The sequence below is a fragment of the Bifidobacterium choloepi genome (genome assembly GCF_010667615.1).
GTDB classification, from domain to species: Bacteria; Actinomycetota; Actinomycetes; order Actinomycetales; family Bifidobacteriaceae; genus Bifidobacterium; species Bifidobacterium choloepi.
This window is the reverse complement of the sequence record NZ_VYSG01000001.1, coordinates 1,082,785-1,094,686: the sequence shown is the minus strand read 5'-3', so window position 1 is coordinate 1,094,686 and position 11,902 is coordinate 1,082,785. Positions and strand designations below refer to the sequence as shown.

The 11,902-nt window shown below is 66.2% G+C and carries 8 protein-coding genes, 1 tRNA gene and 1 pseudogene; 3 read left to right on the top strand and 7 right to left on the bottom strand.

Translation table 11 applies throughout. From position 1 onward, the window contains the following. Positions 1 to 207: 207 nt before the first annotated feature. The 3 genes from F6S87_RS04470 to F6S87_RS04460 form a co-directional block, all read right to left on the bottom strand. Positions 208 to 753 carry a GNAT family N-acetyltransferase gene (locus F6S87_RS04470; protein WP_163227388.1) on the bottom strand — a complete coding sequence of 182 codons (546 nt, stop codon included), beginning with the start codon at positions 751 to 753 and terminating at the stop codon, positions 208 to 210. 69 nt (positions 754 to 822) lie between these two features. After that, complete coding sequence (locus F6S87_RS04465) at positions 823 to 2,211, bottom strand: putative ABC transporter permease (RefSeq protein ID WP_163227387.1); 1,389 nt, start codon at positions 2,209 to 2,211, stop codon at positions 823 to 825. A gap of 144 nt (positions 2,212 to 2,355) precedes the next feature. Next, positions 2,356 to 3,204, bottom strand: a complete 849-nt coding sequence (locus F6S87_RS04460; protein ID WP_163227386.1) for a patatin-like phospholipase family protein — start codon at positions 3,202 to 3,204, stop codon at positions 2,356 to 2,358. A gap of 242 nt (positions 3,205 to 3,446) precedes the next feature. Here F6S87_RS04460 and F6S87_RS04455 point away from each other — a divergent pair, with 242 nt between their 5' ends. Beyond that, positions 3,447 to 4,106 carry a TetR/AcrR family transcriptional regulator gene (locus F6S87_RS04455; protein ID WP_163227385.1) on the top strand — a complete coding sequence of 220 codons (660 nt, stop codon included), beginning with the start codon at positions 3,447 to 3,449 and terminating at the stop codon, positions 4,104 to 4,106. 110 nt (positions 4,107 to 4,216) lie between these two features. On the opposite strand, the gene F6S87_RS04450 is transcribed toward F6S87_RS04455, so the two are convergent. Then, positions 4,217 to 4,289, bottom strand: a tRNA-Lys gene (locus F6S87_RS04450). Between the two features lie 239 nt (positions 4,290 to 4,528). Here F6S87_RS04450 and F6S87_RS04440 point away from each other — a divergent pair. Continuing rightward, positions 4,529 to 5,275, top strand: a complete 747-nt coding sequence (locus tag F6S87_RS04440) for a thymidine kinase (protein WP_231129325.1) — start codon at positions 4,529 to 4,531, stop codon at positions 5,273 to 5,275. A 324-nt stretch (positions 5,276 to 5,599) separates the two neighbouring features. Here F6S87_RS04440 and F6S87_RS04435 read toward each other — a convergent pair whose 3' ends face one another. From F6S87_RS04435 to F6S87_RS04425, 3 genes and pseudogenes are all read right to left on the bottom strand, one after another. Continuing rightward, entirely contained in the window at positions 5,600 to 7,393 is a 1,794-nt protein-coding gene (locus F6S87_RS04435; RefSeq protein ID WP_163227384.1) for a C69 family dipeptidase, read from the bottom strand. Positions 7,394 to 7,702: 309 nt separating this feature from the next. Continuing rightward, complete coding sequence (locus tag F6S87_RS04430; protein WP_163227383.1) at positions 7,703 to 8,740, bottom strand: glycosyltransferase family 2 protein; 1,038 nt, start codon at positions 8,738 to 8,740, stop codon at positions 7,703 to 7,705. Between the two features lie 882 nt (positions 8,741 to 9,622). Beyond that, a pseudogene (locus F6S87_RS04425) lies at positions 9,623 to 10,240 on the bottom strand (TetR/AcrR family transcriptional regulator); the annotation flags it as partial. Positions 10,241 to 10,354: 114 nt separating this feature from the next. Here F6S87_RS04425 and ftsY point away from each other — a divergent pair. Then, entirely contained in the window at positions 10,355 to 11,773 is a 1,419-nt protein-coding gene (gene ftsY, locus F6S87_RS04420) for a signal recognition particle-docking protein FtsY (protein ID WP_163227382.1), read from the top strand. The last annotated feature ends 129 nt before the right edge of the window (positions 11,774 to 11,902 follow it).

Here is an 11,902-nt window from a genome sequence, read left to right as displayed (position 1 = left end):
CGAGCGCAGCGAGGCTGAGGGTCGACCGCCGATGCCGCCGAAGGCGGCGAGCGCGCGCTGGAACATAAGCGTCTGACGGAACTCGAGTCACGTCGTAAGCGAACGCTCCAGCGCGCACGCGTCGCTTCGCGACGACGTGCGGTCGACCCTCAGGCCGCTTCGCGGCCAGCTCCCTTCCAGGGCGCCTGGTATTGCGGACGAATCGTCCTACAGATCCTTCTCGAGGAAGATCGCCGACTTGACCGGGTTGCCGTTGTAGTTGCCGATCTCGTGGAAGCCGTAGCGTTCGTAGAGCCTGACGGCCGACTTCATCGACGGCAGCGTGTCGAGGCGCATGTGCTTGTAGCCGATGTCGCGGGCGTCCTCGCAGGCGCGGTCGAGCAGCGCCCGGCTGACGCCCTGGCCGCGGTACTCCGGCCGCACGTAGAGCCGCTTGACTTCGCAGTGCTCGTCGTCGTTCTTCGTCAGCGCCGCGCAGCCGGCCGGATGGCCGTCCTCGATCGCGACGTACATGCGGCCGTACGGCATGCCGTACTTGCGGCCGACGTCGCTGAGCTCGGCGTCGAGATCCTGCGACGCGAACAGCTCCTCGGCGTCGACGCCGTCGCGCCGCGCCTGCTCGGTGTACTCGCGCACGAGTCCGACGAAATCCTGCGGATCGTCGTGCGCCGGCACGATCTCGATGACGTGCCTCGCATGCTTTTCGACTTCCGGCGAAATGGCCGCCGGATCGGTATTGGTTCGCTTCTCCATGCCTCCAATATGGAACGATTCCTCCGGTTGCGCCCAGCGCCGATCAGTACGGGACTGCCTTCCCCGATGTCAGAGGCGGCCGGCCGACTTCGGGTTCAGGCTCATCGTCTGGAACCGGTTCGCCATGAAACTGTTGTCGAAATAGCGGGCGAAGAACTCGGCGACCGGCGTGTTCTGCGAGATGTCGGCGAGACGCGAGTACCAGGCGTCGAGCGCCAGCAGCGTCATGACGCCGTCGAAGAGCAGCAGGACGAAGCAGACGATCGTCAGCCAGTAGCGCACCTTCCACGGGATCTTCTGGATCAGTTTCAGCAGCGGTGGCAGGATGATCTTGAGCCACGCCAGGCCCAGCAGGCCCCAGCAGCACATGAACGCGACCGACGTGCGGCCGTCGATGTTGCCCCATTCGTTGCTGTAGTTCCACGCCGTGATGCCGAACGCCGTCTGCATGAACCAGCTCGTGAAGTACTCGAACGCGCCGCCGATCACGGCCGAGGCGCAGAAGATCAGGAACCAGTTCGACTTGTACAGGCGGTTGAGGAAGACCGTCATCAGCACGGCGCCGAAGCCGTAGATCGGCGAGAACGGGCCCCACAGCATGCCGGCGCGGTCCTGATAGGCGCCGAAGACGATGAGGTGGAAAATCGTCTCGAGGATCAGGCCGACGACCGACGCGACGACAAACATCCAGAAGATGTTGAAGAAGTTCAGCGAGACATAGCCCTTGCCAGTCAGGTCGCGGCCGGCCATGTTCTCGGCCTTCGCCTTCTCGTATTCGGCGTGCCGGTCCATTTGCCTGAGCTGGTGCTGGACCTGGCGCTCGCGGCGCAGCTGCGGGTCGACCGTCACCGACAGCACGACGAGCACGACGAGCTGCACGAACGGCAGGATCAGGTGGTAGTCGAGACCATGCAGGCAGACGACGAGCAGCCCCTTCGCGATGACGAGCGGAATGAGCACGTACGCCCAGTACATCGCGTAGCGGCGCTTGCCGACGATGAGCAGGAAGCCGAAGACGACCATCGCGAGCGCCGTGACGATCTGCACGACGATGTGGATGGCCTCGAGCAGGAACGTCAGGCTCTTGACCTCGACGCCGACCGACCCGTCCGTCACCTGCTGCGTGAACTGCATGATCTGCATCGCGAGGAACGGCAGCGCCGCCAGTCCGCAGATCGCGATGACGCCGCCGAGGATCCTGACGAAGACGTTGAGCTTGTGCTGGCTGGCGTCGACTTCCTCCTCCTCGTCGTGCCACTCCTTGTCGAGCTTGCGGTGCCGCCGCCGGTCGGCCTCGAGGTCGGCGACGTCCTGCTTCACCGTCTTCGTGGCCGTCGCGGCCGCCGCCTGTCCGGCCGCTACCGCGTTCGTGACGGCCTGCGTGACGGCCGTCTTGCCGGCGGCGTCCTTCTCCCTCTGTGGTTCCTTCGGCGCGCGGGCCTGCCTGTCCTCGCTCATCGTTCCCCATCCCTGTCGATCGATCTCGGTACCTCCAGTTTCAGGCACCTTGCCGCGACGAGTCCAACCAGCCCCCCGTTTTTTCGTCGCCGGCTGAACGGCGCTCGGTCCGGCATCAATCGGGAACGATTCTTCCGGGACGGATCACTCGCCGAGAAGGACATCAAGGGCGCGCGCGTCATGCAGCCCCTGTTCGTAGAGGCGCCCGATGGCGGGAATGTCCTGCTTGAGCGTGTGCATGCCGGCGATGCTCGACGGCGCGAGAATGGTGACGCGGCCCGCGGCGGCCAGCCGCTCGGCCTGGTCGACCTCGCGGTTGTAGGTGGCGGCCCGCTGCAGCAGCGCGCGGGCGGCGTGCGGATAGGACAGCGCGAGCAGGCCGCTGGAGGCGACGTCGTGGGCAGCCGACCGGCGGAAGGCGCGGGGCCTGGTCAGGATGACGACGACGTGCGTGCAGCCGTCGGCGAAGGCCTGGCCGATCGGCACCGGGTCGCTGATCGTGCCGTCGAAATACGGGATGCCGTCGATGACATAGGGCTTGTCGAGCACCGGCAGGCAGCTCGATGCCTTGATGACGTCGTAGTTATCCTGTCGCAGGTCATCCTCGCGGAAGAATCGTGGCCGTCCAGTCCGTGCGTCCGTGGCGCACACGCGGATGTCGGCGCCGCTGGCGACCATCGCCGCATAGTCGAGCGGATCTTCGCCGTCGTGATTCATCAGCGTGCCGTAGATGTAGTCGAACCCGAGGTAGGAGCCCGTGCGCAGGAAGTTGCCGATGCCCATGTACTCCGGCCGCACGAGATACTTCGTGTAGAAGCGGCGCGCACGACCGCGCTGGCCGGCGAAGAACGACGTGACGTTCGCCGAGCCGGCGCTCACGCCGAGGCCGTAGTCGAACCGGATGCCGCGATCGAGACAGTGGTCGAGCACGCCGGCCCCGTAGGCGCTGCGCATGCCGCCGCCCACGTCGATGACTCCGATTTTCCGCCGCATTGCCCACCTCTCCGATAGCGTGTCCGTCCCTCAATTCCAGCGGATCGGAGGCAGGCGACACGGGAAGGGGAGACTACAACAATGGCGAAAGTGTTCACTACGATGGGGCGGTAGCGATCGCGAGCGGTGGTGGGCGATCGCGAGCGGTGGCGGGCGGCGGCGAGCGCCGATCGGGGCACAACGGCCTGCGGTCGCGGGCGGCGGCCGACGCGACGGCCACGAATGGCGGAAAGGAGACCCACGTGAAGGACGACGAATCCTCGTTCAGCGGCAGCTCCGCCAATCCTTACGCCGACGCGCTGCCGCGGCCCATGCCCGACCGCACGCCGGCACGCGCCGCAATGGAAGACGCGCTCGTGCAGTGGATGACCGGAAGCGGACGCCGGCCCGGAGAACTGACAGTCAGCGACCTGTGCCGTCGCGCATTCGTCGCTCGCAGCACGTTCTACGCCAACTATGCCCGCGTGGAGGACGTGCTGGGTGCCGTGGAGGAACGGCTGATCCGCGAACTCGCCGCCGCCGGTCGCGCCATGGAAGACCTGTCCCGGGGCGGCGACGGCGTGCTCGAATCGTACGACGCGTTCGTCGCCGTGCTGAAAACCAATCTCGGGACGTTCCACCTGCTGCTCATCCAGACACCCGACGTCCAGTTCATCGAACGGTGGAAACGGCTGCTCGAATACCATTTCTGGCAGCGGCTCTTCTCGCGCGGGAGCACGGGTGACGAGATTCGCCGGCACGACCGGCCAAGCACCGTGAATCGCGCGCTCGTGCTGGAGATGATCGCGAGCGCCTTCATCGCCGGCGTGCGCCTGTGGCTCGTCGACGAGGAACAGGTGGGCACCGCCGAACTCAAGGCGCTGATCCTGCGGCTCATTCACGACATCGACGAGGTATGGTGACGATTCGCGCGGCATGTCGATGCGGGAATCGTGCACAAGACGAAACGGAACGAGGAAAAGACGGAACGATTCGTCCGCCGGAATGGCGGCGCGTAACCGAAGAGGAAAAGTGCCCCCCGTGGGATTCGAACCCACAACCCACGACTTAAAAGGACGCTGCTCTAACCGTTGAGCTAGAGGGGCAACAAGGTGCAACTATACAACGAGGGGGAACTTTTTCCAAGTCGTGTCGGTCGCTTCCTGCCCCTGTCCCGGATGTCGCAAACCCGAGCTCCCGGCTCGGGTTTGCGACATCCGGAAGAAGACGCGAGCCGAAGCGGGAGGCAGCGAGGAGAGCGGGACAGGGGAGCGGGGACGGGGCGACTTACAATGTCCGGTAGTTTTTGTCCCCAATCGTCCAGCTGTCAGGAGAGTCCCCGGCCATGGCCAAGCTGTACTTCAAGTTCGGCGCGATGGGCGCGTCGAAGACCGCCAATGCGCTGATGGTGCGCTACAACTACCTCGAGCGCGGCAAGCGGCCGCTGCTGCTCAAGCCGCGGCTCGACTGCCGCGACGGCAAGACGATGATCCGCTCGCGCATCGGCCTCGAGGCGGAGTGCGGCTTCGTCGAGGACTTCCTGGACGAAATGGCGGCCTACGAAGCCGAAGTGGACGGCGGCGTGGTGACCGGCGACGGTGCGGTGGCCGGTGACGTGGCGGCGACTGGTGACGGTGCGATGGTCGGTGACGGTGCGGTGGCCGGTGACGTGGCGACGGATGGCGTGACCGGCGGTGCGGTTGACGACGGCGCGCGGGCACGTGAGACGCGCAAGCCGCTCGACTTCGACGCCGTCATCGTCGACGAGGCGCAGTTCCTGACGGCCGAACAGGTCGACGCGCTCGCGAGGATCGTCGACGAATTCGACATTCCGGTGATGTGCTACGGCCTGCGCACCGACTTCCGCGGCGTCGGATTCGAGGGGTCGACGCGGCTGCTGCTCATCGCCGACAAGATCGAGGCCATCAAGACGGTCTGCTGGTGCGGCAAGGCGGCCTGCTTCAACGCGCGCCTCGACGCCGACGGTCACGTCATGCGCGAAGGCGACCAGATCCTGCTCGGCGGCAACGGCACCTACATCTCGCTGTGCCGCAAGCACTACTACGCCGGCCTGGCCTCCCGGCCCGAATAATCCGTAGGATCCGTGGCGTGCGCTTGACCGCGGGTGTAGTTGTAGTTGGTGACGCGGGAAAACGCACGCCACGGGACTGCTTTGTGTGCGTTTGATTGCGGCATGGCCGGTGGCGTAACCAAACGCACGTTGTAAGACTGTTTTGCGTGCGTTTGACTGCGGGTGTGGTTGGTAATGCGGGAAAACGCACGCTGCGAGACTGTTTTGTGTGCGTTTGATTTCGGCATGGCCGGTGGCGCAACTAAACGCACGCTGCGAGGCCGCTTTGTGTGCGTTTGACTGCGGCGTGGCCGGTGGCGTAACCAAACGCACGCAAGACACCGGCTACTTCGTCCAGTGGTCGCTCATCGCGAAGCTGTTGTGCATCAGGTTGCTTGTCGTGTAGAGGACGTCGAACAGCAGCTTCGACGTGCGCTTCCGCAGCCACGCGGCCGTCGACTCGTTCGCCTGCTCGAGGATGTCGCGGACGGCGTCGGCGCCCGCGGCCGGCTCGGCGGCCGGCTCGGCATGCGAACCGGCCACCGAGCTGGCGGACAAATTGACGGATGGACCGGCGGCCGGCTCGACGGCCAGCTCAGTGGCCAGCTTAGTGGACGATTCGGCGGACGGTTCGTTGGACGATTCGGCGGACGAATCGTTCCTCTTGCCGGCGCGACCGGCCGACTGCGCGAGCCTGTCGGTCTCGGCGACGGTGCGGTGACCGTGGGCCTGCACGTCCTCGATGTACTGCTCGACGAGATTGCTCGTCTCGAAGTAGTGGGCGTCGGCGAGCGCGGCGATCAGGCGGTTCGACCAGTACAGGCAGTCGGTCGAGACCTCGTCGACCGGCGTCTCCCGCAGGTATGCCGGCGTGGCGGCGACGTTCGCGTAGAACGGCGCGGCCGTCGTGAACGGGCCGGAGCCGTACGCGATCCACATGACGGAGCGGTAGGCGTCGGGCACGTACGGGCGGATCTGCATCGCGACCATCTGGCCGGTGCGGTTGACGCCGATCGGGCGGTAGCGGTGGCGGCTTTCCGGCGTGCCGGTCGTGCCGTACGGGTCGTACGGCGTGCCCTCGAAATGCGAGCTCATCAGGAAGTCGACGTCCTCGATCGTCACCTTGTCGTCGGGCACGCGGCACCACGGGATGTCGTTCGACTCGGGACGGAAGACCTGCCGGTCGACGTCGACGGCGGCCGGCGACGCCGCCGAGCCGAGGCCGATCTCGTAGGCGGCCGCCGACGACGCGGCGCCGCCGCCGTCGCACTCGGCGAGCTCCCACTGCGACGACGGGTTGAGATGGCGCTGCATGTACCAGGCGCGCGGCGTGTTGTAGATATGGTCCTTCGGCGTCGCCGTGCCGAACGCGCGGCGCGGGTTGAACGCGTTGATGCGCGCCGGCGACGGGTTCATCTCGCGGGCGAGATGGTGCTCGGCGATGAAGTCGACGAGGTCGGCGGAGCACATGAACTCGCGCTGCTGGCCGAACGCGTCGTCGATGTCGAAGAAGTCGATGCCGAGCTGGTTCGGCACGACGGCGTACGCATCGTCCGGCACGCGGCGGGCGATCCAGTGGTGGCCGCCGATCGTCTCGACATACCAGATTTCGTCGACGTCGGCGATGATGATGCCGTTCGATTCGTACGTGCCGACGCTCTCGAGCAGGTCGGCGACGCGGCGCACGCCCTCGCGGGCCGTGTGGACGTACGGCAGCACGAGCGTGATGATGTCCTCCTCGCCGAAACCGCCCGGCTGCTCAGGTTCGTAGCCCGGCTCGCCCTCGGCGCCGGTGGCCGGCCGGTACTCGACGAACGGATCGGCCGCGAGGACACGCGAGTTCACCGAGATCGTCTCGGTTGCCGACATCGCGACGTTCCTGACGGAAACGGCCGACTCGGCGAGGATGCCGCGGTCGGGGCCGGCGTTCGGCACCATCGCGTAGGCGCACGGATCGTCCGGCAGCGTCAGCGTCATCCTGCTGATGACGCTGTGGTATTCGCGCGGCTGCTCGGCCGGCGAGACGGCGACGAACTTCTTCGGATCGTAGCGTCCGGAGCCGGAGTCGTCGTTGCGGGCGATGATCGTCGAGCCGTCGTAGCTGGCGTCCTTGCCGACGAGGATGGTGGTGCAGGGCATGGTTCCTCACTTTGCAGAATTGTCGAACGATTCGTCCGACGGAACGATTCAACCAATGCAGCCATTGTATTTCCCTCATGACATGTGAGGACGAGCTCCCTGGAAGGGAGCTGCCGAGCGCAGCGAGGCTGAGGGTCGACCGCCGATGCCGCCGAAGGCGGCGAGAGCGCGCTGGAACGGTCGGTTACAACGTGACTCGAGTTTCCGTCCGGCCGCTCACCTTCCAGCGCGCACTCGTCGCTTCGCGACGTCGTGCGGTCGACCCTCAGGCCGCTTCGCGGCCGGCTCCCTGGAAGGGAGCTCGATAGGTCAGTTGAAGCCGAGGATCATGTTGGCGATGCGGTAGCCGACGCGGACGCAGAAGCGGCCGGCGGGGCCGGGGAGGTTCATCGCGCGCGAGACGAGCTTGCCGCGGGTGTCGCGGTAGATCGTGGGGGAGTACTCGCGGATGTTGTTCCACAGCTCCTTCTGCACGCGGTAGTTGTTCGAGTCGCGCGACAAGATCAGGAACACCGTCGTGATCGAGCTCTCGATCGCGAGGAAGTGGATCATGTACCGGTACAGGCCCGGCGTCACGCCCTCGTCGGTGGCTTCCGGCGTGGCGGTGAGCATCTGGCGGTTGACGCGGCACAGCTGCTGGACGCGGCGGATCATGACGTCGGTCTGCACCGACTGGCCCTCGCGGCCGATGAAGTAGTGGTAGAACGGCGTCGACAGGTAGTAGATCGACTTGACCCACGGGAACGGCTGGTAGGAGTAGATGAAGTCGACGTAGAACGTGTGCTCGGGCAGCGTCATGCCGGACATGCGCACGACCTCGGTGCGGAACGTCAGCGCGTGCATGATGATGTACTGCGCGATGCCGAAGTCGCCCAGGTCGTCCCACGTGATGCGCCTGTTGGCCTCCATGACCTTCGAGAAGTCGACGACGTGCTTGTGCTTGCGGCCGACCTTGTCGTAGACGTAGTCGGTGACGAGCATGTCGAGCGGATCGTCCGAATCCCTTTGCCGGCGCAGGACGTCCAGCACCTCGGCGAGCGACGACGCGCCGACCCAGTCGTCGGCGTCGACGACCTTGACGTACATGCCGGCCGCCTCGGCGATGCCGGTGTTGACGGCGCCGCCGTGGCCCTTGTTCTCCTGGTGGATGGCCCGCACGATGCCCGGGAACCGTCGCTGGTAGTCCTGCGCGACGGCGAGCGTGCCGTCGGTCGATCCGTCGTCGACGACGAGCACCTCGACGTCGACGTTGTCGGGGGACGCGAGCAGTGCGTTGAGGCAGCGCTTGAGGTAGGTCTGCATGTTGTATGCGGGTACGACGAAGGTAAGGATCTTGTCCTGATCCATCTTTTCCCCCAGGGGTCGGCTGTCCGGCCGGCGACGTGCGGTCTCTCTTGGTTCCTCGCATGGCCGGGCAGGGATAAACGGTGTCTAGCAAGCTATCTTAGACACGACTCGCCGAACTGTGCGCGCGTCGCCCTCCCGAATCGTTGCAGGCTGAAACTTTTTACGGGAAAAGCTCCCTGGAAGGGAGCTGGCCGCGAAGCGGCCTGAGGGTCGACCGCCGATGCCGCCGAAGGCGGCGAGAGCGCGCTGGAACGGTCGGTTACGACGTGACTCGAGTCTCGTCCGGCCACTCACCCTCCAGCGCGCACTCGTCGCTTCGCGACGTCGTGCGGTCGACCCTCAGTCTCGCTACGCTCGACAGCTCCCTTCCAGGGAGCTCTTGCCTTGCATGGCGCAAACCAATAAGCGGCGTCAGTCGTCGAGCAGGGCGTCGACGACGGCTTCGGTCACGGCGTCGTCGCCCGGCTCGGCGTCAGACTCCGGCCTGACGTCCGGTTCGGCGGCGTCTGGTTCGGCGGCGTCTGGTTCGGCGTTGGCGCCCGGCTTGGTGTCGGCGCCCGGCTCGGTGTCAGCGCCCGGCTCGGTCTCGGCGGCTTCTTTCTTCGCGGCCTTGCGCTGCTTCGCGGCTTCCTTCGCGGCGAGCCTTTCTTCCTTCGCGGCCTGCTTTTCCTCGCGGGCGGCTTCCTTCTCGGCCTGCTTGCGGGCTTTGCGCTCGGCTTTTTCGGCGGCCTTCTCGGCGGCCTTGTCGTCGGTCTTCTCGGCGGCCTTGCCGTCGGTGACGCCGGTGGCCGCGGTGGCGGACGAATCGTGCGAATCGTTCTTCTTCTGCGACGATTCCCGCGACGATTCGCCGACCTCGGCGATGATCTCGACGCCGGCGTCGGCTTCCTTCCCGGCGGCGTTCTCGAAGACGAGCTGCGGGCGCGCCTCGAGCCTCGACAGGCCGTGCCAGCCGAGGTTGACGATCAGCGCGGCGAGCTGTTCCTTGCTCATCTTGCGGTTGCTGGCCCAGTACTGGCCGGTGAACACCGTCATGCCGACGAGCATCTGCGCGTAGTAGGAAACGCCCTTGAGCGGCAGCTTCTGCTTGCGGAACCAGACGGTCAGGATGTCCTCGACGCGCAGCGAGATGTCGCCCCACAGCGACGAGAACGAGGAATTCGGGTCGGTGATCGGCGAGTCGCGCACGAGGACCTGGAAGCCTTCCGAATTCTCCTCGATGTAGGTCAGCAGCGCGAGCGCCGTCCGCTCGACGATCTGGCGCGGATGGACGTCCTGGTCGGACAGCGCCGTCAGCAGCGTCTCGGTCAGCGCGCGCATCTCGCGGTCGACGACGACGGCGTACAGCCCCTCCTTGCCGCCGAAATGCTCGTAGACGATCGGCTTGCTCACCTTCGCGTGGGCGGCGATCTCCTCCACGCTGACGGCCTCGAACCCCTTCGCGGCGAACAGCGACCGGCCGATCTCGATGAGCTGCTCGCGGCGCTGATACGCCGACATTCTTCCAGTACTAGCCATGCGCCCAGTTTCGCACGATTCCCCCGACACTGCCAATGGCGGGAGTTTTAACTGATTCCTTGCATGTGTCCGTTTTTGTTTTTAGGCTTGAAAGCTATGGAAAACAATACGATCATTGCCATCGTTGTCGTCGTGATCATCGCCGCGGTGCTGATCATCGGCGGCATCCTGATGGACAAGTCCCGCAAGCGGGCGATTCGCCGCGCCGACGAGGCCGCGAAGGCGAAGGCCGACGAGCGGCTCGCGGCCGAACGGGCCGTCAAGGCCGCCGAGGCGAAGACGAAGCAGGCGGAGGCCGAGGAAGCCGAAGCCCAGGCGCAGGCGGCGAAGCAGTCGCCCGTCGCGACGAACACCGCCGCACAGGCGCCGCCAACGCAGGCCGCCGAAACCGCTACCAAGGCCGGAACCGGGGAACTCCCCCCGGCTCAGCCTTCGGCTTCGCCGACCCCCTCTGAAGAGGGGGTCAAGGAGGAATCGGCTTCAACTCCCTCTGCAGAGGGAGTCGGCGAGAGCGAAGCTCGAGCCGGTGGGAGTCCCCGGGCCGTCGAGGAAGTGCCGGTCCCGGCGAACGAGCAGATCGAGAAGCCGGCCGGCCGCAAGACCCGCCTCGAGACGCTGCGCGCGAAGCTGTCGAAGTCGAGCAATCCGTTCGGCAAGGCGCTGTTCACCATCCTGACGAAGGACAACCTGACCGAATCCGACTGGGAGGACGTCGAGGACACGCTGCTGATGGCCGACGTCGGCGCCGAGGCGTCCGAGGAACTCACCGAGAAGATGCGCACCGACGCGCGCGTCACCGGCAAGTCCAATCCGGCCGAGGTCAAGGAAGCGCTGCGCGGCGAGCTGGTCGCCATGGTCGGCAAGGACACCGACCGCCGACTCAACGCCGACAAGCCGGACGCGCACCGTCCGAGCGTCATCATCATGGTCGGCGTCAACGGCACCGGCAAGACGACGACGGCCGGCAAGCTCGCCCGCCTGTTCGTCGGCCAGGGCAAGTCGGTCATGCTCGGCGCGGCCGACACGTTCCGCGCCGCCGCCGCCGACCAGCTCGAGACGTGGGGCGCGAAGGTCGGCGTGCCGGTCGTGCGTTCCGACCGCGACAGCGCCGACCCGGCGTCGGTCGCGTTCGAGGCCTCGCAGAAGGCGAAGGAAGCCGACGTCGACGTGCTGATCATCGACACGGCCGGCCGCCTGCAGAACAAGGCCAACCTGATGGACGAGCTCGGCAAGATCCGCCGCGTCACCGAGAAGAACCTGCCGGTCGACGAGGTACTGCTCGTCCTCGATGCGACAACCGGCCAGAACGGCATGGCGCAGGCCAAGGTCTTCGCCGAGGCGATCGGCATCACCGGCGTCGTGCTGACGAAGCTCGACGGTTCCGCGAAGGGCGGCATCGTCATTTCGGTACAGAAGGAGCTCGGCGTGCCGGTCAAGCTCGTCGGCGTCGGCGAGGGTCCCGACGACCTCGCGCCGTTCGAGCCGGCCGCCTTTGTGGACGGCATTCTCGAATAGTCCGGCGGTCGGTCGCGCGAATCGTGCCGGCCATTTCCGCATGTCGGGCACGATTCTCGCGCCGGTTGGGCCGCGGGAATCGTGCCATATTTACACGATCGAAACAACCCTTACACAGCCGTAACGGCG

Excerpts from the sequence above, each read along its gene's own strand:
- F6S87_RS04470 (WP_163227388.1), bottom strand. The coding sequence starts at position 753 with ATGGAGAAGCGAACCAATACCGATCCGGCGGCCATTTCGCCGGAAGTC.
- F6S87_RS04465 (WP_163227387.1), bottom strand. The coding sequence starts at position 2,211 with ATGAGCGAGGACAGGCAGGCCCGCGCGCCGAAGGAACCACAGAGGGAG.
- F6S87_RS04460 (WP_163227386.1), bottom strand. The coding sequence starts at position 3,204 with ATGCGGCGGAAAATCGGAGTCATCGACGTGGGCGGCGGCATGCGCAGC.
- F6S87_RS04440 (WP_231129325.1), top strand. The coding sequence starts at position 4,529 with ATGGCCAAGCTGTACTTCAAGTTCGGCGCGATGGGCGCGTCGAAGACC.
- F6S87_RS04435 (WP_163227384.1), bottom strand. The coding sequence starts at position 7,393 with ATGCCCTGCACCACCATCCTCGTCGGCAAGGACGCCAGCTACGACGGC.
- F6S87_RS04430 (WP_163227383.1), bottom strand. The coding sequence starts at position 8,740 with ATGGATCAGGACAAGATCCTTACCTTCGTCGTACCCGCATACAACATG.
- ftsY (WP_163227382.1), top strand. The coding sequence starts at position 10,355 with ATGGAAAACAATACGATCATTGCCATCGTTGTCGTCGTGATCATCGCC.